The organism is Embleya sp. NPDC059237, from assembly GCF_042754105.1.
GTDB lineage: Bacteria > Actinomycetota > Actinomycetes > Streptomycetales > Streptomycetaceae > Embleya.
Map to the genome: position 1 here is coordinate 292,910 of NZ_JBHZAE010000010.1, position 19,314 is coordinate 312,223.

The window sequence follows — 19,314 nt, forward strand, 5'->3', positions numbered from 1 at the left end:
CCGCCCCCGAAATCCGGGTGGCACGCACCGACGGAGGGCCCCATGGCCAACGTTGTCTACCCCTTGGCCAAGCAGGCGTTTCTCTCCGCCGGCCTCGACCTCACCTCCGTTACCCTCAAGGCCGTCCTGGTCGACACCGGCGCCTACACCTACAGCGCGAGCCACGCCAACCTCTCCGACATCCCCGCGCCCGCGCGCATCGCCACCTCCGGCGCGCTCGCCTCCAAGACCGTCGCGAACGGCGTGTTCGACGCGGCCGACGTCAGCATCCCGAACGTCGTCGGGGCCACCGTCGAGGCGATCGTGATCTACAAGGACACCGGAACCGCCTCGACGTCCAGCCTCGTTGCCTACATCGACACGGGCAGCGGACTCCCGTATACCCCCAACTCGGCCCAGGTCGACATCGCCTGGGACAACTCGGCATCCAAGATCTTCGCCCTGTAGACCTCGAGCCCGAGCCTGCCGGGGGTGACCCGCCCGTGACCGCCTCGCGTATCTGGCCCGCCACCGACGGCCTCACCACCAGCTCCTCGGAGCAGACGCCCGTCAGCCTGGGCACCGAGTTCGTACTGTCCGCGACCGGCTGGGCCACCCACCTCCACTTCTGGCGCGGGACGGTCGCCGAACTCGGCACGATCACCGGCTCCGTCTACGTCGTCGACACCGACGCCGAAGTTGTCGGCACCGCAGCAACGTTCGCGGTCTCCGGCGTCGGCTGGCAGACGGTCGCCCTTGCCGCGCCCGTCCGCCTGGAAGCGGCCACCCGCTACATCGTGTCCATCCATCACCCGGACCGCTACGCCACCGGCATCGCCGCGTACTTCTCCACCGGCCCCGGCGGTTCGGGCATCACCAACGGCATCATCACCGCGCCCGCCTCCGCCGCGATCACCTCACCCAACGGCCAGGGCCGCTACGAATACGGACCCACCCGCGTCGCCCCCCGGCAGACGTTCAACGCCAACGCCTACCTGTCGGACATCACCGTCACCGACGTCGACCCCGGCGGCACGATCCTCGGCCCGACCGGCATCCCGAGCACCGCGGCGCTCGGCACTCCGACGATCACCCCGGCCCCGGTCACACTGGCACCCGCCGGCATTCCCTCCACCGCGGCGTTCGGCACCCCGACCGTCGGCCCGGAGCCCGTCACCCTGAGCCTGCAAGGCATCGCGCCCACCGCGGTCGTCGGCTCCCCGACCCTGGACGCGATCGCGACACTGCGCCCGGACGCCATCCCGTCCACGGTTGCCCTCGGCACGCCCACGCTCACCCCCGGGGCCATCACGTTGAGTCCCGAGGGCATCCCCGCATCGGCAACGGTCGGAGCGCCAGCCGTCACACCGGCTCCGATCACCCTCGGCCCGACCACCATCGCACCCACCACGACCCTGGGCACGCCCACCGTCGACCCCGGCGCGGCGATCCTGCGTCCCGACACGGTCCCGCCCACGACCACCGTCGGCGCGCCCGGCGTGGCGCCCGGGTCCGTCACCCTGCGGCCGGCGGCGATCCCGAGTGCCGAGCGCGTCGGCAACCCCGTGATTCTCACGGCCGGCGACCACAGCCACGACATCAGCCTGGGCGCGCTCACCGACCCGTGGACCCTCGGCGCCCTCGCATGAGAGGCACCCCGTGATCACCCTCGTCGAAGTTCGTCGCAACCGCCTTACCCGCAAACACCTCGCCGTCCCGGTCGCCCGAGCCGGCACCGCACCCGACCCGGCCTGGGGCGTCGAGTTCGCGTTCGTCGACCGCGACACACGCCCCGGCGACACGGACTGGATCGCGGGGGAGTGGGATGGGCCCCGCGCCCAGATCCTCGTCGGCCCCGGCGGCACCGCCGCGCCCGCCGTCGGCAGCCACACCGTCTGGCTGCGCATCACCGCCGCACCGGAACTCGTCGTCGAACCCGTCGGCATCCTCGACATCACCTGACGGAGCACCGTGACCGACACCGCCACCCGCCGCATCCGCTGCCGGATCCCCTACGCCGTCCACCTCTACCCGGACGGCATGCCCGCCGCCCTCATCGAGGACCTGGCCCGCAAATCCTTCGCCCGCTCCGGCGTCGCCCTCCCCGAACACCCCGACCTCGAGGTCCACACCGCCGACGAGGACGAGCTTGCGATCATGTTCCTCGGATGCACCCACGAGGGCCTGGGCGCCCACGTCGTGGAGTACGCAACGGACACTGCGGACCGGCCGTGAAGCGCCTTCCCGAGAAGCCGATCACCATGACGGTCCACCGCGACGTGCTCCCGGAAGTCCTGACCATCCTCCCGCTCCTCGACGCCGTCGCCTTCCACGCGCGCGTCGACGACGACGGCACCGTCCACGTCCGGCTCCTCGCACACAACGTCCCCGAGGACGCGGAATCCATGACCCCCCACTTCGCCGTCATGGCGGAGCCGAGACAGGTGTTCCTCACCGGCGTCGGCTGGTACCGCGCCGACGGAACACGGCTGACGCCCACCGAACGCTGACCCACCCCGCCACCCCCGGCGCCCGCCACCCGACGGAGCAGCAGTGACCCGCGACCTCCTCGTCCTCGTCCCCACCCGCGGCCGACCCCACGCCGTTGCCGAACTCCTCGACACCTGGCACTGCGGACCGTCCACCGACCTCCTCCTCGGCGTCGACGACGACGACCCCGAACTCCCCACCTACCGCGCCCTGGTCGACGCCCACAACGAACCGGCCGTCATCCTCCAGACCGGACCCCGGCTGCGCCTCGGCGGCACCCTCAACGCCCTCGCCACCGAACACGCCACCCACTACCGGGCGATCGCATTCATGGGCGACGACCACCGCCCCCGCACCATCGGCTGGGACACCGCGTTCCTCGCCGAACTCGACCGCCTGCGCGCCGAACACGGCGCCGGCCTGGTCTACGGCGACGACCTCCTCATGCGGCAGCGCCTACCCACCGCCGTCGCCCTCACGAGCAACATCGTCACCACCCTCGGCCGCATGGTCCCCACCGGGCTGATCCACCTGTACCTGGACAACTACTGGCTCGACCTCGGCCACGCCCTCGACGCCATCACCTGGATGCCCAACGTGATCGTCGAACACGTCCACCCCTCCGCAGGCAAAGCCGCATGGGACGACCGCTACGACGAGGTCAACGCACCGGCCGTCTACGACGCCGACCAGGCCACCTACGAGGCGTTCGTCGCCGCCGGCGGCCTCGACCGCGACGCCACCGCCATCCGGGCGGCGAACCCGTGACCGAGCACCGCCTGTTCCCCGAGGGCACCATCCCCGAGTACACCCGGCCGGACTGGTACGCCGACCGCGACCGCGCACCCCACCTCGAGCAACCCGCACACCGCGACCGCCTGTGGCTGGCGGCCCGCTCCGTAGTCGCCTCCGCCATCGAACTCCGCCTCGACACGGCCGTGGACCTGGGCGCGGGTGACGGCGGGCTCCTCAGCCTGCTCCGCGACTACACGCAACCCCACGCCACCTGGGGCTACGACCTCCAGCCGTCCAACGTCACCGCCGCCCGCGACGAACGCGGCGTGGACGTCCGCCAAGCCGACGTCCTCACCGACGACATCGAATGGGCCGACATCGCGGTCGCCACCGAAATGCTCGAACACCTCGTCGACCCGCACGCCTTCGTCCGCCGCATCGCCGAGCGCTCGCGCGTCCTCGTCGCCTCCTCACCACACGACGAGACACCGGACCACCACTACGAGTACCACTGCTGGACCTGGGACCACGACGGCTACCGGGCACTCCTCGAACAGGCCGGGTACGGCATCCGCGCCCACCACACGGTCGGACCCTTCCAGATCATCGTGGGCTACCGGAACGGAGGCCCGACGTGACCCTCGCCCCGCTCGAAGACCCCACGTACACACCGAAGCACCAGCCCACCGGCGGCCGTATCCCGGCCGTCGTCGCACGATGGGGTCCACGCAGCCAACTCCGCTGGTACCGGCGCTTCGACCGCGACCTCGTCACCCCCCTCGACGCACCCGCGCGGCAACGGCACAACGACACCATCGACAGCATGTACGTCCACTCGCTCGAACACGTCGGCCCCTGCTGCTCCGCCTGCTTCAGCGAGTTCGAGGAGACCGGCATCCCCGTCAACGAGTACGGCTGCTGCTGCCGCTCGACCCGACCGAAGGTGTAACCCATGCCCGCCACCCTCGGCACCGTCGTCATCCCGTGCCCGACCTGCCACCGGGACGTCGACGTTCACCTGCGCGTCCTCAGGGACCCGACGGCCGGCATCGAAGTCGCTCCGGAGACGGACCACGTCTGCACCGAACCCCGGGAGGAGACCGCGTGAAGGTCCTGCTGACCGGCTCCGACGGCTTCGTCGGCCGCCACCTGCGCCGCGCCCTGGAGGAACGCGGCGACGACGTCACCGGCGTCGACCTCGGCCGCGGCCTCGACTGCATCCACCTGTTCCGCCGCGGCGACCACGGGCCCGCAGACGGCTACGCCGACCTGCCGACCCACTACGACCTCGCCATCCACTGCGCCGCCATCGTCGGCGGACGCAGCGCGATCGACGGCAGCCCCCTGTCGATCGCCACGAACCTTGCCCTCGACAGTTGGTTCTTCCGCTGGCTGGCCGACCGCCACGGGGCACGCCGCGCCGTCTACTTCAGCTCCTCCGCCGCCTACCCGATCGCCCTCCAGGGCCCCGACGGCCGCGCCCTGGTCGAGTCGGACATCGACCTCGCCGACCCGCACGTCCCGGACTTCACCTACGGCTGGGCGAAGCTCACCGGCGAACGGCTCGCCCAGATTGCAGAGATCGCCGGCGCCCGCGTCCACGTCTTCCGGCCGTTCAGCGGCTACGGCACCGACCAGGACGACGCATACCCGTTCCGGGCGTTCATCGACCGGGGCCGTTGCCAGGCCGACCCGTTCGCGATCTGGGGCGACGGCAACCAGGTTCGGGACTGGATCCACATCGACGACATCGTCGCTGCGGTCCTGGCGGCCGTCGACCAGGACGTGCCCGGCCCGGTCAACCTCTCCACCGGACGCGCCACCTCGTTCAACGAGTTCGCCGACATGGTCACCAGGGAGGTCGGCTACCGGCCCGCGATCCGGCACGAACACGCCGCCCCGCGCGGCGTGGCGTACCGGGTCGGCGACCCCACCCGCATGCGGACGTTCCACACGCCCCGGATCACCCTGGAGGAGGGCATCCGTCGGGCACTACAAAACAGTGGTCGATAGGGATCAAGGACGAACCAACTCGGTCTTGATCAGACTAAGTTGGATCTTCTACAGTCATAACGACTGTCGTACTCGACATATGGTCTGGATGTCTGCTCCACTGGATCCATGACACCGATTCGCCTGACCCAGGCGACGATCGGCGTGCTCAACACGCTGCTCGACGCCGAACCCGAAGCCCCTCCCTGGGGGTTCAGCATCTGCCGCGATGCCGACCTCGGTTCGGGGACTGTCTACCCGATCCTCGATCGCCTGCTGAAGGTACGTTGGATCGAGAGTTGGGAAGAGACCACCGCTCACCCTGGGCGCCCCCCCAGGCGGTACTACGCTCTCACCAACGTCGGTCGCCAACAGGCGCGCGCAGCCATGGACGCCCGGGCGTCCCGGCGACGAGCGTTTCTTCGAGCGGAGCCCACGGGTGGCCTGGCATGAGGGAAGCGCAGAACGCAACTTCCGACCCGCTGTCTTCCGAGATGAAGACACTGCACATCGGAGTCGCCGGAGGGGAAGTTACCCCCGTGGCTCGGGAACTCTTCAGTCTGCCAACCGGATACAGATGGCTCGTGGCCTCCAGCGACTTCAACTGGATGGCCCAGCGCATGCTCATCCGCCATATGGCGCCGATCGCCCTGATCATGGCCAATGCCGGAATGTGCGTCAGCTTCCTGTTGACCGTCGGCCAGTACTACCTGGGCGGTGCGCTCCTCTCGGTGTGCGTAGGCGCTACACCCCTCGTGGTACACCACTTCAAGGCGACCGTTCGGTTCGATATGGGCCTAATCTTCGTTGGGCGACCACATCGGCGTGCCTCCGTCTTCAGGCGGATCCACCGCGCGGAGTATTCGATGCGAGCGACTCGAATCGCGGCCTGGATCGCCGGCAAGGCCAGGCCCCACCTTGCTGCGGAGTGGCGTGACCACCTGACCGTCGACCCCGACGCGCATTCGCTCGGACAGCGGGTTCGCATGGTGACGGCGCTTGGATTCGTCGTTGCGGCTCTGCGTATGCGCGTAGCCGACTGTGTGGACTCCGCATGGAGACCAGTCGATTGGTTGCTGCGAACAGAGGCCCGCACCAACACCCTCGTTGCGGGGGCAGTTGGTTCGCTCGTCATACACCTCGTTCGGACTGACGGACTTCACGACATGATCACCCAGAACTGGCAGGCCCCGACAGCGCTGGGCGCAGGACTCATGGTCCTCGCGCGCTGGCTTCGCCGGATCCGGAACATCGACGTCGAAACCTCTGCACGAGCCGGGCGCCGCGCCAAGTAGTACATACGGCGACGTTCGCACGACCCGAAGGGGGCCGCGTGAACGTCGCCGTCGTACTTCCCTGGCGTGCCGCAGACCCTGCCCGGGTCCGCAACCACGGCCACGTCCGCGCCTACCTCCGCGACCACCTCCCTCACGCCACCCACCTGGACACCGACAGCGGCCACACACCGTTCTCCCGCGCCGCCACCCGCAACCACGGCATCCGACGCGCCGCCGAACTCGGCGCGGACGTCGTCGTCCTGTGCGACGCCGACACCCTGCCCGACCCCGACGCCCTCCACGCCGCCGTCGAAGGCGCGGCCGACGGCCGCCTGCACCTGCCACACACCTCGTACCGGGGCCTCGACGAACAGGGCACCACCGACTACCTGTGCGGCGCCCCGCTCGCCGCGTGCGGCACCGAGCTGATGATGACCGGCTCCACCGGCGGAGTCCTCGTCGTCCGCCCCGACGCCTGGGCATTGGCTGGCGGCATGGACGAACGCTTCACGGGCTGGGGATGCGAGGACACCGCGTTCCTCGCCGCCGCGGACACCCTCCTCGGCCACTCGGTCCGCCACTCCGCCCAACTCGTCCACCTGTGGCACCCCAAGGACGACGGCCCCGGCGCCGGGCGCGACGCCAACTACGCGCTCCTCGCCCGCTACAGGGCCGCCGAGGGCAACATCCCCGCCATGCGCGCCCTGGTCACCGAACGGGTGCAGCCGTAGTCCCGCAGCCCCACAGTGATCCACCGAGCGGGGGTGCGCGAATGACGACGCCGGGCGACGACGAGTCCAGGCTCACCGACCTCCTGCCCGAGGGCTGCGTCCTCCTCGAATACGCCGTGTCCATCAAGGCGTTGGACGAGGACGGCGACGTCATGCTCCTCAACTACCGAACGCCCGGCCTGGCCGCGTGGGAAGCCCTCGGCATGTTCACCAGCGCCACCGACACGCTGCGCGCACGGATGCAACAGCAGGAGGAGGCATGACGGTTCCCCTGATCGTCCTCACCAACGGCCGCCGCGACTGCCTCGAAGCCACCATGCGCGCCGCACGCACCCACCTGGGCGGCGTCGCCCACACCACCATCGTCGACGACACCGGCAGCGCCGACCACCGAGCCTGGCTCGCCGACAACTTCAGCGCCGACGTCGTCCCCGTCGACCCCAACGGGCCCGCCGGCTACCGGCGCGCCATGCAGACCGTGTGGTCCCTTGCCGCCGGCGAACGCACGATCGCCTTCCTCGAGGACGACTTCGTCCTGGAGACCGGTGTCGACCTCGACGTGCTCGCCGGCGTCCTCGACACCCACACGTACCTCACCCAGATCGCCCTCCTCCGGCAACCCTGGTACGCCAACGAACACGCCGCAGGCGGACTCATCGAAGCCCTCGAGGCCCAGGGCAACGAGTTCACCCAACACACCGACGGCGAACACGCCTGGATCGAACACCGCGCCTGCTTCACCGGCAATCCCACCGTGCTGCCCGCCGCCACCCTCGCCCGGCCCTGGCCCGACACACCCTGGTCCGAATCCGCCTTCGGCCGCGCCCTGTTCGCCTCCGACCCCACCCTGCGCGGCGCCTACTGGGGCCGCCGCGGCGACCCGCCCCGCGTCCGCCACATCGGCCACCACCGCACCGGCACGGACTACTGACCCGCCACGACACCGGAGACCGCCACATGATCTGGTTCCTCTACGCCCTCATCGGCTACGTCGCCTTGGGAACCCTCCTCGTACTGGCCGCCATCGGCAAGCCCCGGCAGCCCATCACCAACGGCACCGCGATGTACGTCGTCCTCGTGAACGCCGCAATCATCGTCGGCCTCGTCATGACCGTCGCCGAACTCCGCTGACCATGAGCGAACCCACGCCCCAAGCCCGGCCCGAGCTGCGCCCGCCCACCATCGACGAGGCCCTGACCAACGCGGGCCGGCTCCTGCACGGCGCCGAACTGGAGATCGGCAATCCGGCCCGCGCCGAGCGCCTGGACGAACTCGCCTGCACCTGGCTCAACATCGCCCGGTTCCTCCACGACCGCGACCACGCCTGAGACCGCCACACCATCGACCCCGCGGCCGATCACCGCGGGCAGGCAGCCCCGGCGACCCGAGCGCCGGGGCGGCCGACCCCTCGGGAGAACCCATGCACTGGTACACCGTCGACTACCGCAAGCGGGACGGCGCCAAGCCCGGCACGCCCTTCAACCGCGGGTTCCGGCTCCGACTGCCCCGCGCCATGCCCGAATGCCGCATTCGCGGCCACAAGGCCGTCGTGGACGGCACCACCGGCGTCCGTAACGACGACCCCGGCTCGCGCTGGGTCTGCTGCGACCGCTGCGGCACCCGCCCCGACCCGCAAGGCCGGCTCGACCCGGCCCGGTGGAACATCGGCGACCCCTACACCGGCGACCACGCCCCCGAGCCATACCCGGCCCGAGCCATGGGTCGCCAGGACTGGCCACAGTGGATCCCCGGGCCCTGGCCCGCCGACCCAACCGGCGTTCTCGGCGGCCAACTCGTCGTCGGCAAGACCTTCGGCGGCGCCGGCATCAGCCTCGAAGTCGGGTGCGCGGGCAGCGAGCACGTCCTCTCCGGCCATGTCCGGCTCAACCCGCTAGGCGCCCTCTACCTCACCACCGAGGGCCACGGCACCCGGCTGCAACGCCGCCTCAACCCGACCGGCTACAACACCAAGGTCGTCTCGGTCGGCATCGGCGACGGCCGACTGCGCTGGAGGTTCGGCGTCGACGCGGACGCCTGGTCGAAGACCACTCCGCGCCGACGCGACGGCTCCACGGTGATCGACCCCCGCGACCGCTTCCTGGGCCCGGTCCGTTCGAAGATCACCAAGGCTGGAGAGCCAGTCACCGCGACCGTGCGCATGCCGCACGGCGACGACCACGAAGTCACCCTTCAACTCGAACACGTCGCCACCGGCCGCCGCCGCGGCAAGCCGAAGCTCACCTGGTCGGTCGACTGGACCAGCGAGAACGGCATTCCCACCAAGCCCCACGGCCGCGGCAGGATCTTTGGCTCCGGGATCGAACTCCCCGCCGGGTCGGCAGTCCCGGCCACCTGGCCCCAACGGGCCGCCGCCGCCATCGCCGTACAGCTCACCACCTGGCGTGAGCGCAACGACTACGTCTTCGCGGCGCCCGCCCGCCCCGGCGCCGTCACCACTTCGGCGGCCACGCGCGAAGGCACCTGACCGTCCACACCCCGGAGCACCCCATGTCGCAGCCGCACCCCACCGTCGGCCGCATCGTCCACTACGTCAGCTACGGCACCCCCGGCGGCGAATACACGTCACAGTGCCGCGCCGCGATCGTCACGGCCGCAGACTCGGTCCCCGAGGACACTCCCGAGCCGGGCGACGTGTTCGCCAGCCTGGCCATCCTGAATCCCGAGGGCATGTTCTTCAACCGCTTCGTGCTCCAGGACGAGGACGACCACGCGGGCGGCACCTGGCACTGGCCCGAGCGGGAGGCCGCGTGAGCGTCGCCGTCGTCCTGCCCTGGCGCGACACCAGCCCCGAACGCGCCCGCGCCCACGAGCTGGTGGCAGCCCACTGGGAGCGCATCCTCCCCGGCGCCCGCCTCGTCGACATCGACACCAGCCACCATCCGTTCTGCCTCGCCGCCTGCCGCAACGCCGGCGTCGCCTGGGCCGAACGCCACGGCGCAGACGTCGTCGTCCTCGCCGACGCCGACACCCTCGCCGAGGCCGAACCCGTCGCCGCGGCCGTCCACGCCGCAGCCCGCTCCCACGTGGTCCACCTGCCCTACACCGAGTACCGCTCCCTGCGGGCCGACGGCACCGCCCAATACCTCGCCGGCGTCCCCCTGCCCGACTGCAACGCCTTCGTCGTGCCCGGCGCCTGCTCCGGCGTGTACGTCACCACCCCCGCCACCTGGTGGGCCCACGGCGGCCAGGACGAACACTTCCTCGGCTGGGGCTTCGAAGACGCCGCCTGGTGGGTCGCACACACCACCCTCCTCGGCGGCGAACCCATACGCCACGACGGCCGCGTCTACTCCCTCACCCACCCCAGCGCCGTCAAGGCGGGGGAACAGTACGAGGCCAACGCCGCACGCTGCCACCGCTACCACCGGGCCGCCGGCGACCTCGACGCCATGCGCGCCCTCGTCGCCGAACCCAACACCCCGGAGCACCCGTGAACACCGGCACACCCGTCACCTACACCTGGACCGTCACCTACCTCGGCGACACCGCGACCGCGCCCTACACCGCCACCGTCGAGGCCATCGAACCCGTCGACGGCGGCACCACCGGGTGGGTCCGCTTCCGCGACGCGTCCGACGACTACGTCCTGTACGTGCGCACCAGCGACATCCGCAGCATCCGCCGCGGCGCACCCGTCACCGCTCCGGTCGCCCCCGGCGGCGCGGCACCCGGCGAAGGCTGACCCCCGGCGGGCCTGTACGGCCGCCACGGCGCCCCGGCGGCGGCGGGCGTTCACTCAGGACCCGGCGGCGGCCCGGCGGGCCTCCTCGGCCCGGCGGACGGCCTTGGCGACGGCGGTGCCCGTCACCCCCAACTCCCGGCCCATCGCCGCGGCGTTGCCCCCGAACTCGGTCCTGACGCCCTCCTCGATCGCCAGGGCCCGGCGCAGCGCCGACGCCTCGGCCAGCGTCCTCAACCGGTCCTGCTCGGCGTCCTCGGCGGCCACCTTCTCGCGCCACGTCCTGCGCCTGCCCATCACGTCCTCCATGCCTCCGGCCGGTAGGCCGGGTCGTCCCGTCGCTCCGCTCCGTACCGGCAGGGCGGGTGAACCATCGGCGGCCCCCGGTGGGGCCGCCGGCCCGGCGCTCAGGCCGCCAGGACCTCGACCATGTCGTCAGGGCCGCACTGGGTGCTGATCTCGCCGCCCCACGCGTCCACCACCGTCAGCCGCACCCAGGTGCCCCGGTTGACCGCCCCGACGATCCGCAGCGGGCTCATGCCGCCCATGCCGTCCTCCTCCAGCATCCGCATCCCGACCCGCAGGTCGCGGCCCGCGACCGGCACCAGGGTCGGGGCCGGCGCGGCCACCGGGGCGACCGGCGCGGCGGGCTTGGCGGTACGGCGGGCGCAGGTCTTGCAGGTCTTGCGGCCGTGGCCCGCCTCCAGCGTCGCGTTCACCCGGCGCCCGCAGACGGTGCGGCCCTGGTCGCGGACCTCGTGGGCGACGACGCCGCGGCCGACGGTGACCTGCGCGGTGGTGGTGGCGGTGGTGGTCATCTCGGGCTCCTCGGGTCGCTGTTCCCTGCCGGTGAGACCGACCCTAAACCCCGGGGTTGAGATATGTCAACCCCGGGGTTCAGATTGATGGGAGCGCACCCGTGCACCACCCCGAACCCACAGCCGCAGCACACCGACTCGCCGCAGCACACACCGCCGAACGCCACGCCCAGGCCGCCCTCCTCCACGCCCGAGCCGAAGCCCGCCGCCGACTCGCCGAACTCCGGCCCGGCACGTAGATGGCCGGCACCCCCGGAGGCTGGGCCGGCAGCACCCGCCGCCAACGACTCCCCACCGACTGGCCCGCCCGCTGCGCCGCCGTCTACGCCCGCGACGGCCACACCTGCCACGTCTGCGGCCAAGACGGCGCCGACCAGATCGACCACATCCGACCCGGCGACGACCACAGCCTCACCAACCTGGCGCCCATCCACGACAACCCCTGCCACCGCGCCAAGTCCAGCCGTGAAGGCCACCGCGCCGCGGCAGCTCGCCGCGCACTCGGCCGCCGACCCGAGGAACCCCACCCCGGCCTTCGAAGCTGACCGGGGCCGCGCCGACCCGGCCGCGACACCGAGCCGCCGCCGCGGCTACTCCATAGGCCCGCCTGCGCACCCGACCGGAGGGAGACCGCCAATGGCCACCACCAGGACCCGCACCGGAGCACGCAACCCCCGAGGCGCCGCCACCCTCCGCGCCTACTGGACCACCGGACAGGGCGGAACCACCAAGGTCAGGTGGAACACGCCCGGAGACCACACCCGATGCACCAGGCAGCTCCGCAAGTACCTCGGCCCCAGGGCTGCCGGCTATTGCAACCGCCTGCACAAGGCTATGACGGGTGTCTACGCGGGGGACCGCCGCAACATCGGCCGCGTGCCCAGGCGCCGGCGATGACCCACTCCCGGGCCGCCGGAGGGTGGACGGCACCCGACACCCTCCACGTCACACCGGCCCGGGACGCGACAGACCATCCGCTGCGCCCCGACTGCCCCTGTGGACCCAGGGTCCAGGGCGTCCGGCGGGCCGACGGGACCGACGGTTGGGTGGTCGTCCACCGGGCCCAGGGCGGCGGCGAGCCGGCCCGCGACCGACCCGGTGACCACCCGAGCCGGCCGGACACCTCACCGACCCGTGGGTTGGCCCGACCCGCCGAGGCCGACCCAACCGTGCTGTCGGGATGGGAGTCCAACCGGTCGGATGACCGAGTGTGAGCCAACCAACCGAGTCGATCGGTCAATGAACCATCGAGTCGGTTGCTCTATCCAAGGGTCAACCGACCGGTCGGTGATGCCAACTCGGTTGGCCTGGTGGATGCCAACCGAGTTGGCATGATCGTGCCACCTGTGATGGCCAACAGTGTTGGCCTACAGGGGTGGGGGGTTGCCCTCCTGGTCCAAGATCCGCTCATCGGGGCGTAAAGCAACCGCCCCCGTGTACGGGTTGCCAGGCCCGTGACCTGCGCGAATACAGAGAGGTCTAGACCACCTGAGTGGCGAGGGTTGACCCTCGAAGTCGAAGTTCCCAGGTCAAAGCCTATGTAGCCGTTAACAGCCTCCGCTATGCTGAGTGCATGACTTCGGCCTCCTGTACCCACTGCCACGGCCCGCTGCCGCTCCCGCGCCGCGCCGACATGCGGTACTGCTCGGGAAGCTGCCGGGTCCTGGCCGCCCGCCGGCGCAAGGCCGCGACCGCCGCCCGGGTCCGCTCGGAGCAGGCCGCGCACATCCCCGCCGAACTCCGTGCGAAGCACCGCTGGGTACGCCACCTGAACAAGCGCCCCACCCGCTGTGACCTGCCCCGATGGGCGTCCGTGCGGGACCCGTCGACCTGGTCCGACCACGCTGCCGCAGCCGCCTCGACGGTCGGCGAGGGCATCGGCTACGTCCTCACCGCCGGCGACGGGATCGTCGTCGTGGACCTGGACCACGCCGTCGTCGACGGCGAACTCCTCCCGTGGGCGCGTCGCATCGTCGACGGCCTGCCGCCGACTTACATGGAGCGCGGCCGGTCCGGTACCGGCGTGCACCTGTGGTTCCGCGGCTCCGTCTCCTGCGGCCGGCGCATCCGCCGCGGGGACGTCGCCGTCGAGTGGTACTCCGACGGCCGCTACATCGTGATCGGCGACCGGGTCCCCGGTACGCCCCTCGACCTCGCCGAGCTGCCCGACGCGGCAGCCGCGATCGCCTCGCTCGTGTAGCGCCCCGGAGGCGCACCGGTCGGGGCTTCCTTCCTGCCCCGATCGTCCGCCCCGGAGGCGGACACGACCCTGGAGGTCGCCATGGGCCGCACCACCGGACCCGTACCGAAGCGCTCGGAGGAGCGCCGCCGCCGCAACAAGCCCGAAGGCCCGGAGGTCGTCAGGGTCGAGACCTCGACCGAGGCGCTGCCCGTCCCCGAGGCGGACCCGGCCTGGCACCCGATCGCCCGCGACTGGTTCGACTCGCTCGCCGAGTCCGGGCAGTCCGTGTTCTACCAGCCGTCCGACTGGCAGACCGCCCGCTACGTCGCGGAGGCGATGTCCACCAACCTCAGCGCGGGCCGGTTCTCCGCCCAGCTGTTCGCCGCGATCTCCGCCGCGATGTCGAGCCTGCTCGTCACCGAGGGGGACCGGCGCCGTGCGCGCGTCGAGCTGGCGCGCCGCAAGCCCACCGGGGTGTCGGAGCAGCCGGCGGGCGTGACCGCGATCGCCGACTACCGCGCCGCGATCGGGGGTTGAGATGCGCTACAGCTTCACCCCCGACTGCCGCCCGCACGGCCCGCTGGCCGCGCTCGCTGTGCTCGGCTTCCCCACGATGGCGACCCTTCGGCGGCCCCTGGTCGTCGAGCCGCGTCGTCGCCTCGACGAACACTCCGAGGAGTCCGTTCCCGCAGTGCACGAGACGGGCAGGCGCATCGACTTCCGGCCGCCACCCGTCACGATGGACTTCGCGCACCCTTGCGAATGCGGCTGTGGCCAGGTGTGGGGGTCCGACGGGATGTCATACAGCTGGGACATGGCCGTTGCCATCACGCAGTTGGAGGCGCACACGGCCGGAGACGGCAAGTGCCGAGTCCGAACGTTCGACGAGGAGTCCTACAACTGGGTTGGCCCGGCCGTCTGGGACGATCTGCGTGGTCCGCAGGAGGTTCTTGCATTCGGCCCCGATACCTGGGGCGGTCCTCCACGATGACGACGCTCCTGATCTGCGCATCGGATTCCGGGGAAGCGTCGCGATGGGCTCGGTCGCAGGGTCTTGAGCCGGGTTCCTACGTGACGACGACCGGGTACCGGGGCGAGCGAGGTTTGCGCGGCTATGGCGGCGTCGTGTTCGTGGTGCTTCCCGGTTATTGGGATTCGGTACCCCGCGGGCACGTTGCGGAAGTGGCTGCGCTCCTTGAGCGCCTGATCGTGCGTGAGCCGGACCCGGTGACGCGAATGCTGGACGACGGCGTCGTGCGTGCGTTTGTGGTCGGGGCCCGGGCGGCGGTCGAGCCGCTTATGCGTGACTTCACCGCCGGAGGCCGTCGTGCCCCGGCCCGCAACTGATTCTGCGGCCCTCGATCTTCCCCCAGATCGGATCGAACCCGTCTGCATCGGCCCCACGTGGAAGCGGGGCCCGGACGGCAAGTTCGTCCTGCCCGAGTTCACCTTGGGTTGGCACGCCCTGTCGTGGACGGCGACGAGCCTTCAGCACGGCGGCGGCAAGCCGTGGCGGTACACGCCCGAGCAGGCGCGGCTGACGCTGTGGTGGTACTCGGTCGACCCGGAGACGGGCGCGTTCACGTACCGGGATGCGGTGATCCAACGCCTCAAGGGCTGGGGCAAGGACCCGCTGGTCGCGACGTGGGCGGCCTTCGAGTTCATCGGGCCGTGCCGCCCGTCGGGGCAGGTCGCGGACGAGGGCAACCCGTTGGGGATCCCGGCGGGGCAGCCGATCGGGATGCAGCACCCCGAGGCGTGGGTGCAGCTCGCGGCGGTCAGCCAGGACCAGACCCGCAACACCATGACGTTGTTCCCGGGGTTGTTCACCAAGGCCACGATCGAGGCGCACCGCATCGACCTCGGCAAAGAGATCATCTACGCCGACCGGGGCCGGGCCCGAATCGAGGCCGTCACCTCCTCGCCCCGCGCCCTCGAGGGCGGCCGGCCGACGGCCACCTACCCCAACGAGACGCACCACTGGATCCAGGCGAACGAAGGCCACGAGATGGCCGCCGTGATCGAGCGCAACGGGACCAAGTCCGCCGACGGCATGTCCCGCAACTGCGCGATCACGAACGCGTTCAACCCCGGTGAGGACTCGGTCGCCGAGCGCACGCGCGACGCCTTCGAGTCGATGACCGCCGACGAGGCGCGCGAGGCAGGGATCTTCTACGACAGCCTCGAAGCACCACCGGAGGCCAAGCTCACTGCGGACTGGGCCCCCAAGGTCCTGGAGGCGGTGCGCGGCGACTCCACCTGGCTGTCGATCCCGCGGATCGTGAAGTCGATCCTTGACCGGCGGAACCCGCCGAGCAGGTCGCGCCGGTACTGGTACAACCAGGTCGTCGCGGCCGAGGACGCGTGGATGTCCCGGCAGGAGTGGGACGCCTGCGCCCGCCCCGACCTGGCCTTCGCCGACGGCGACCGCATCGTCGTCTTCTTCGACGGGTCGAAGTCGGACGACGCGACGGGTCTCGTCGGTTGCCGCATGTCCGACGGGCACCTGAGCACACTCGGCGTGTGGCAGCGCCCGCTCGGCCTGCCGTCCGAGGAACGCTGGACCGTCCCCCGGGACGCCGTCGACGGCGTCGTCGACTCCGTGTTCGCGCGCTACAAAGTGGTCGGCTTCTGGGCCGACCCCGGCTCCGGCGAGGACGACTCCGGCCAGTTGTACTGGGACGCGCTGATCGACGACTGGGCGCAACGGTACGGCCGCAAACTCCTGCTCCCCGCGAGCGCAACCGGTGCGAATCGGCACGCGGTGCGCTGGGACATGAGCGGTTCGGACTCGCGGACCCAGGAGGCGTTCACCGGTTCGGTGAAGCGCACCTACGCGGACGTCCTGGACCGTTCGCTCACCCATGACGGGGACCGGCGGTTGCGTCAGCACGTCGTCAACGCCCGCCGCAGGACGAACCGTTGGGGCTACACGATCGGCAAGGAGCACCGCGAGTCGGCCCGCAAGGTCGACCTCGCCGTGTGCGCGGTCGGGGCGCGCCTGATGCGCCGAACCCTGATGAACAGCAGGACCTGGACCAAGACCAAGAAGGGCACACCCGGCCGCGGCCGGGTCGTCGTCCTGCGCTGATACGCGAGTACGAGACGGGCGGTGAGTACGTGGCCGCCGAGATCGTTTCTCTGCCGCTGACCTACCTGACGGACGATCAGAAGCAGCTCATGGCGGTGATGCGCCAGGAGTTGCAGGCGAACCGGTTCAAGCTCCAGCTGCGGGACGCCTACTACGACGGCCGCCAGTTGATTCGGGACCTGGGCATCAGCATCCCCCCGCAACTCAAGGGGCTGCATACCGTCATCGGGTGGCCGCGGATCGGCGTGGACGCGCTGGAGCAGCGTCTCGACCTCGAGGCCATGCGCTGGGCGGACGGTTCCGACTCCTCGGAGCTGGAGGAGATCGCCGAGGCCAACGACTTGTACGACGAGTCGAGCCTGGGGCACACCGACGCGTTCGTGTACGGGCGCGGCTACATCAGCGGCGGGTCGTCGTGCGAGTGCGACGGCCCCGGTCGGTGCGACGACTGCCCGCCGCTGCTGACGGTGGAGTCGCCCCTCGACATGACCATGCTGTGGGATCCGCGCCTGCGCATGGGGTTGTCCGCGCTGCGCGAGTGCATCCAGGACGAGGAACGCATGTCGGTCCTCATGCTGCCGAACTCCACGATCTGGACGGTCGACACGGGGGACGGCTACGAGATCGTCGACCGCGACGACCACGGCCTGGGCATGCTGCCGGTGCTGCGCCTGGCGAACCGGCAGCGCACCGCGGACCGGATCGGCCGGTCCGAGATCACGCCGGACGTCATGTCCATCACCGACGCCGCGTGCCGGCGTCTGCTGGGTATCGAGGTGGCGGCCGAGTTCTATGGGGCGCCGCAGCGGTACATCCTCGGGGCGTCCGAGTCGGCGTTCCAGGACGCCGAGGGGAATGCGACCTCCGCGTGGGAGACGTACATCGGCCGCATGCTCGCGTTGGAACGCGACGAGGACGGCAACATCCCCGAGGTCGGGCAGTTCACCGCACACGACCCGTCCGGCCAAACCAAGATCATCGACCTGTATGCGCGGATCATGGCGACCCAACTCGGTCTGCCGCCGCACATGCTCGGCTACACCTCCGACAACCCGGCCTCCGCCGACGCGATCCGCTCCGCCGAATCGATGTTGGTGAAGAAGGCCGAGCGGAGGATCAGACGCTTCGGCCGGGTGTGGGCGCAGGCGATGCGCCTGGCGTTGTGGATCCGCGACGGCGAACCCCCGGACAAGTCGAGGCGGATCGAGACCGTGTGGCGCAACCCCGCCACGCCGACCGTCGCCGCCTCCACGGACGCCGCCGTGAAACTCGTCCAGGCCGGGGTCCTGCCGCCGGACTCCGACGTCGTGCTGGAGATGGTCGGCCTGACCCAGTCCCAGCAGCAGCGCGTGCGCGCCGACCGGCGCCGCCGCGGCGCGTCACTGCTCCTGGAGCAGCTGGGCCGGGACCTGCCGCCGGCTCCGAGCGGCGCGGACCCGGGAGCGGCCGATGGCCCGCCGTATCTCTGACGGGTCGGCCGCCGCCCGCCGGTTGCGCACACAGCAGCGCGGCATGCTCCGGATGCTGTTCCGCGACATCCGGGCCCGCATGCGCGCGCTCGACCCGGCGCGGCCCGCGTCCGCGCGGCCGTGGATCGCGGGCATCGCCACCGAGGTGGACCGCTACGCGCAGATCGCCGCGGAACTGTCCGCCCGCGCCTACGAGGCCGAACGCGAAGCCGCCGCGTTGCGCAGCACCTTCCGGCCGGCGCTCGCCGACCCGCCGCCGGCCGAGCAGATCGAGGCGACGATGCGGTGGGCGGCACACGACGTGTGGACGCCGCCGGACCCGGAGCCGTCCGGGCCCGCCGACGGCAGACCCCACTCGGCGCGCATCGCGGAACGGCTCCTCGCTGGCGCCCAGCAGCGCGCCGAGGCGGCGGCCGGGCGACTCGCCCTGGACGCCGGACGGCGCACGATCGTCGAGGCCGTCGAGCAGGACCCCGACGCCCGCGGCTGGTACCGCTCCGCCCAACCCACCGCGTGCTCGTTCTGCCGGCTGATGGCCTCCCGGGGCGCCGTCTACAAATCCCGGGGGACCGCCGGGCGGGACGCGAACGAGAACTTCACCGGATCGGGCCTGTTCAAGTTTCACAACGACTGCGCGTGCGTCGCGCTGCCCGTCCTGCGCGGCGACGTCTTCAGCCTGTCGCCCGAGGCGACCGAATGGGACCGCATCTACTACGAGTTCGCCTCCGGCCACCCCGGTGACCAACTTCGGCGCTACCGCATCGCGATGCGCCTGATCGACGCGGGACGCACCCCCACGCCCGAGGACTTCGGCGACCGTCCCTGACCCCACAGACCCGCCGCGCGCGAG

General features: G+C 71.2%; 33 protein-coding genes. 31 read left to right on the top strand and 2 right to left on the bottom strand.

Features of this window, described 5'->3' with window-relative positions; translation table 11 throughout:
- The first annotated feature begins 42 nt into the window (after window positions 1–42).
- The 21 genes from ACFXKZ_RS30060 to ACFXKZ_RS30160 all read left to right on the top strand — a co-directional run bounded on the left by ACFXKZ_RS30060 (window position 43) and on the right by ACFXKZ_RS30160 (window position 10,907).
- Window positions 43–447 carry a hypothetical protein gene (locus ACFXKZ_RS30060; protein ID WP_380004220.1) on the top strand — a complete coding sequence of 135 codons (405 nt, stop codon included), beginning with the start codon at window positions 43–45 and terminating at the stop codon, window positions 445–447.
- A gap of 35 nt (window positions 448–482) precedes the next feature.
- Window positions 483–1,628 (top strand): DUF4082 domain-containing protein, encoded by a 1,146-nt coding sequence (locus ACFXKZ_RS30065; RefSeq protein ID WP_380004221.1) that lies wholly within the window; start codon window positions 483–485, stop codon window positions 1,626–1,628.
- 10 nt (window positions 1,629–1,638) lie between these two features.
- Window positions 1,639–1,941: a hypothetical protein gene (locus tag ACFXKZ_RS30070; RefSeq protein WP_380004222.1), complete on the top strand. Its 303-nt coding sequence runs from the start codon at window positions 1,639–1,641 to the stop codon at window positions 1,939–1,941.
- A 9-nt stretch (window positions 1,942–1,950) separates the two neighbouring features.
- Window positions 1,951–2,214 carry a hypothetical protein gene (locus ACFXKZ_RS30075; protein WP_380004223.1) on the top strand — a complete coding sequence of 88 codons (264 nt, stop codon included), beginning with the start codon at window positions 1,951–1,953 and terminating at the stop codon, window positions 2,212–2,214.
- The gene (locus ACFXKZ_RS30080; protein ID WP_380004224.1) at window positions 2,211–2,489 is read left to right on the top strand and encodes a hypothetical protein; all 279 of its coding nucleotides are present in this window, start codon (window positions 2,211–2,213) and stop codon (window positions 2,487–2,489) included. Before ACFXKZ_RS30075 ends, ACFXKZ_RS30080 begins: the two co-directional genes overlap by 4 nt.
- Before the next feature lie 43 nt (window positions 2,490–2,532).
- Complete coding sequence (locus ACFXKZ_RS30085) at window positions 2,533–3,237, top strand: hypothetical protein (protein WP_380004225.1); 705 nt, start codon at window positions 2,533–2,535, stop codon at window positions 3,235–3,237.
- Window positions 3,234–3,842, top strand: a complete 609-nt coding sequence (locus ACFXKZ_RS30090; RefSeq protein WP_380004226.1) for a class I SAM-dependent methyltransferase — start codon at window positions 3,234–3,236, stop codon at window positions 3,840–3,842. Before ACFXKZ_RS30085 ends, ACFXKZ_RS30090 begins: the two co-directional genes overlap by 4 nt.
- Complete coding sequence (locus tag ACFXKZ_RS30095; RefSeq protein WP_380004227.1) at window positions 3,839–4,153, top strand: hypothetical protein; 315 nt, start codon at window positions 3,839–3,841, stop codon at window positions 4,151–4,153. The genes ACFXKZ_RS30090 and ACFXKZ_RS30095 overlap by 4 nt, the downstream gene beginning before the upstream one ends.
- A gap of 3 nt (window positions 4,154–4,156) precedes the next feature.
- The gene (locus tag ACFXKZ_RS30100; RefSeq protein ID WP_380004228.1) at window positions 4,157–4,312 is read left to right on the top strand and encodes a hypothetical protein; all 156 of its coding nucleotides are present in this window, start codon (window positions 4,157–4,159) and stop codon (window positions 4,310–4,312) included.
- Complete coding sequence (locus ACFXKZ_RS30105) at window positions 4,309–5,217, top strand: NAD-dependent epimerase/dehydratase family protein (RefSeq protein WP_380004230.1); 909 nt, start codon at window positions 4,309–4,311, stop codon at window positions 5,215–5,217. The genes ACFXKZ_RS30100 and ACFXKZ_RS30105 overlap by 4 nt, the downstream gene beginning before the upstream one ends.
- A gap of 108 nt (window positions 5,218–5,325) precedes the next feature.
- Window positions 5,326–5,649 (top strand): PadR family transcriptional regulator, encoded by a 324-nt coding sequence (locus tag ACFXKZ_RS30110; RefSeq protein WP_380004232.1) that lies wholly within the window; start codon window positions 5,326–5,328, stop codon window positions 5,647–5,649.
- A 131-nt stretch (window positions 5,650–5,780) separates the two neighbouring features.
- Window positions 5,781–6,491 (top strand): hypothetical protein, encoded by a 711-nt coding sequence (locus tag ACFXKZ_RS30115; RefSeq protein ID WP_380004235.1) that lies wholly within the window; start codon window positions 5,781–5,783, stop codon window positions 6,489–6,491.
- A gap of 38 nt (window positions 6,492–6,529) precedes the next feature.
- The gene (locus ACFXKZ_RS30120) at window positions 6,530–7,204 is read left to right on the top strand and encodes a glycosyltransferase family 2 protein (RefSeq protein WP_380004237.1); all 675 of its coding nucleotides are present in this window, start codon (window positions 6,530–6,532) and stop codon (window positions 7,202–7,204) included.
- Between the two features lie 41 nt (window positions 7,205–7,245).
- The gene (locus tag ACFXKZ_RS30125; RefSeq protein ID WP_380004239.1) at window positions 7,246–7,467 is read left to right on the top strand and encodes a hypothetical protein; all 222 of its coding nucleotides are present in this window, start codon (window positions 7,246–7,248) and stop codon (window positions 7,465–7,467) included.
- Window positions 7,464–8,135: a hypothetical protein gene (locus tag ACFXKZ_RS30130; RefSeq protein ID WP_380004241.1), complete on the top strand. Its 672-nt coding sequence runs from the start codon at window positions 7,464–7,466 to the stop codon at window positions 8,133–8,135. The genes ACFXKZ_RS30125 and ACFXKZ_RS30130 overlap by 4 nt, the downstream gene beginning before the upstream one ends.
- Window positions 8,136–8,161: 26 nt before the next feature.
- Window positions 8,162–8,335 carry a hypothetical protein gene (locus ACFXKZ_RS30135; protein WP_380004243.1) on the top strand — a complete coding sequence of 58 codons (174 nt, stop codon included), beginning with the start codon at window positions 8,162–8,164 and terminating at the stop codon, window positions 8,333–8,335.
- Between the two features lie 2 nt (window positions 8,336–8,337).
- Window positions 8,338–8,532, top strand: coding sequence for a hypothetical protein (locus ACFXKZ_RS30140; protein WP_380004245.1), 195 nt, complete (start codon window positions 8,338–8,340; stop codon window positions 8,530–8,532).
- 92 nt (window positions 8,533–8,624) lie between these two features.
- Window positions 8,625–9,689, top strand: a complete 1,065-nt coding sequence (locus tag ACFXKZ_RS30145; RefSeq protein ID WP_380004247.1) for a hypothetical protein — start codon at window positions 8,625–8,627, stop codon at window positions 9,687–9,689.
- Between the two features lie 23 nt (window positions 9,690–9,712).
- Complete coding sequence (locus tag ACFXKZ_RS30150; protein ID WP_380004249.1) at window positions 9,713–9,976, top strand: hypothetical protein; 264 nt, start codon at window positions 9,713–9,715, stop codon at window positions 9,974–9,976.
- Window positions 9,973–10,659 carry a hypothetical protein gene (locus ACFXKZ_RS30155; protein WP_380004251.1) on the top strand — a complete coding sequence of 229 codons (687 nt, stop codon included), beginning with the start codon at window positions 9,973–9,975 and terminating at the stop codon, window positions 10,657–10,659. The genes ACFXKZ_RS30150 and ACFXKZ_RS30155 overlap by 4 nt, the downstream gene beginning before the upstream one ends.
- Window positions 10,656–10,907, top strand: a complete 252-nt coding sequence (locus ACFXKZ_RS30160; protein ID WP_380004253.1) for a hypothetical protein — start codon at window positions 10,656–10,658, stop codon at window positions 10,905–10,907. The genes ACFXKZ_RS30155 and ACFXKZ_RS30160 overlap by 4 nt, the downstream gene beginning before the upstream one ends.
- A 54-nt stretch (window positions 10,908–10,961) precedes the next feature.
- Here ACFXKZ_RS30160 and ACFXKZ_RS30165 read toward each other — a convergent pair whose 3' ends face one another.
- Window positions 10,962–11,201 carry a hypothetical protein gene (locus ACFXKZ_RS30165; RefSeq protein ID WP_380004255.1) on the bottom strand — a complete coding sequence of 80 codons (240 nt, stop codon included), beginning with the start codon at window positions 11,199–11,201 and terminating at the stop codon, window positions 10,962–10,964.
- Between the two features lie 110 nt (window positions 11,202–11,311).
- Window positions 11,312–11,722, bottom strand: a complete 411-nt coding sequence (locus tag ACFXKZ_RS30170) for a hypothetical protein (protein ID WP_380004257.1) — start codon at window positions 11,720–11,722, stop codon at window positions 11,312–11,314.
- Between the two features lie 101 nt (window positions 11,723–11,823).
- Between ACFXKZ_RS30170 and ACFXKZ_RS30175 the strand changes: the two genes are divergently transcribed.
- The 10 genes from ACFXKZ_RS30175 to ACFXKZ_RS30220 all read left to right on the top strand — a co-directional run bounded on the left by ACFXKZ_RS30175 (window position 11,824) and on the right by ACFXKZ_RS30220 (window position 19,290).
- Window positions 11,824–11,961 carry a hypothetical protein gene (locus ACFXKZ_RS30175; protein WP_380004259.1) on the top strand — a complete coding sequence of 46 codons (138 nt, stop codon included), beginning with the start codon at window positions 11,824–11,826 and terminating at the stop codon, window positions 11,959–11,961.
- Complete coding sequence (locus ACFXKZ_RS30180) at window positions 11,962–12,267, top strand: HNH endonuclease (protein ID WP_380004261.1); 306 nt, start codon at window positions 11,962–11,964, stop codon at window positions 12,265–12,267.
- A 91-nt stretch (window positions 12,268–12,358) separates the two neighbouring features.
- Entirely contained in the window at window positions 12,359–12,619 is a 261-nt protein-coding gene (locus ACFXKZ_RS30185; protein ID WP_380004263.1) for a hypothetical protein, read from the top strand.
- 676 nt (window positions 12,620–13,295) lie between these two features.
- Window positions 13,296–13,922, top strand: a complete 627-nt coding sequence (locus tag ACFXKZ_RS30190; protein WP_380004265.1) for a bifunctional DNA primase/polymerase — start codon at window positions 13,296–13,298, stop codon at window positions 13,920–13,922.
- Window positions 13,923–14,003: 81 nt separating this feature from the next.
- Window positions 14,004–14,441, top strand: coding sequence for a hypothetical protein (locus tag ACFXKZ_RS30195; RefSeq protein WP_380004267.1), 438 nt, complete (start codon window positions 14,004–14,006; stop codon window positions 14,439–14,441).
- A 1-nt stretch (window position 14,442) separates the two neighbouring features.
- Entirely contained in the window at window positions 14,443–14,895 is a 453-nt protein-coding gene (locus ACFXKZ_RS30200; RefSeq protein ID WP_380004269.1) for a hypothetical protein, read from the top strand.
- Window positions 14,892–15,251, top strand: coding sequence for a hypothetical protein (locus tag ACFXKZ_RS30205; protein WP_380004271.1), 360 nt, complete (start codon window positions 14,892–14,894; stop codon window positions 15,249–15,251). The genes ACFXKZ_RS30200 and ACFXKZ_RS30205 overlap by 4 nt, the downstream gene beginning before the upstream one ends.
- Window positions 15,232–16,995 carry a terminase gene (locus tag ACFXKZ_RS30210; RefSeq protein WP_380004273.1) on the top strand — a complete coding sequence of 588 codons (1,764 nt, stop codon included), beginning with the start codon at window positions 15,232–15,234 and terminating at the stop codon, window positions 16,993–16,995. The genes ACFXKZ_RS30205 and ACFXKZ_RS30210 overlap by 20 nt, the downstream gene beginning before the upstream one ends.
- Window positions 16,996–17,024: 29 nt before the next feature.
- Window positions 17,025–18,464 (top strand): phage portal protein, encoded by a 1,440-nt coding sequence (locus tag ACFXKZ_RS30215; protein ID WP_380004275.1) that lies wholly within the window; start codon window positions 17,025–17,027, stop codon window positions 18,462–18,464.
- Window positions 18,445–19,290: a hypothetical protein gene (locus ACFXKZ_RS30220; protein ID WP_380004277.1), complete on the top strand. Its 846-nt coding sequence runs from the start codon at window positions 18,445–18,447 to the stop codon at window positions 19,288–19,290. The genes ACFXKZ_RS30215 and ACFXKZ_RS30220 overlap by 20 nt, the downstream gene beginning before the upstream one ends.
- The last annotated feature ends 24 nt before the right edge of the window (window positions 19,291–19,314 follow it).